The organism is Sphingomonas sp. Sph1(2015), assembly GCF_001970915.1.
Taxonomy (GTDB): Bacteria; Pseudomonadota; Alphaproteobacteria; order Sphingomonadales; family Sphingomonadaceae; genus Sphingomonas; species Sphingomonas parapaucimobilis.
Genome location: NZ_MQUI01000114.1, coordinates 1 through 770 on the forward strand (window position 1 = coordinate 1; position 770 = coordinate 770).

Below are 770 nucleotides of genomic sequence, written 5' to 3' on the forward strand. Positions count from 1 at the left end.
CTTCGGCAGCGGCTGTACCTCCCGCCGATACCCCATGTCCGCTTCCGGCGCCCGGATCGCCTTGCGCACCACCTTGCGCGACAGGTGCAGGTCCCGCGCTATCGCCTTGATGGCCTTCCCCGACGCGTGCTCGCGCCGGATCCTCAACACCCTCTCCAATACCAGCATCCCGATCTCGCCGCCTGACACACCGCCAAGCGAACAGCCTAGACCAACGGGATGAGGGGTCCCTTTTCGACGCCGATCACCCCGCTGCCGGGGTCCCTTTTCCACGCCGATCCACAGCCTCTTGCAAACTGCGGCCCAAACTCAGAGGCGTAGCAGGAGACGGCGGCGCAGGCATCGAGCCCTACCCCACCATCACGGTAGCAGTCGTTTGGGCGTGCGCTCGCTTACCAGCGGGCCGCTGAGGCGGTCGAGACCCAATTTGCGGTCATTCAGAGGTCCCCAACCACCCCTAGAAAGCGGACGCTCATCAATCGCAGAAAGGCCGCTATTTGCTCAGGCAGCATCGCCCTACTGATCTGCATTCGTCAGACCTTCGATGACGATCGCCGTCCCCTGCGGAGGCCAGGGGGAAACCCTGTGCGTGATCCTATGAAAGAGATTCGACGCGAGATGATGAGCGAGCCGTAGCTTCAGCGTAAGCGCTGTTAACGCACCACGCGGGCGGCGTATGCCCATGGCATGAGGTCGCCGAGTGCATTGATGCGGTGGCCGCCCGCAAGGCGCTTGAGAGTGTCGGTCAGCCAGGCCTGTGGGTCGACGCG

1 protein-coding gene and 1 pseudogene are annotated in these 770 nt (G+C 63.9%); both read right to left on the bottom strand.

What is annotated here, in order from left to right; all coding sequences use genetic code 11:
• Nucleotides 1-168, bottom strand: a pseudogene (locus BSZ14_RS20135) (IS21 family transposase); the annotation flags it as partial.
• A gap of 485 nt (nt 169-653) precedes the next feature.
• The coding region (locus BSZ14_RS18775; protein WP_139330359.1) for a transposase domain-containing protein at nt 654-770 on the bottom strand (117 nt) is incomplete at its 5' end.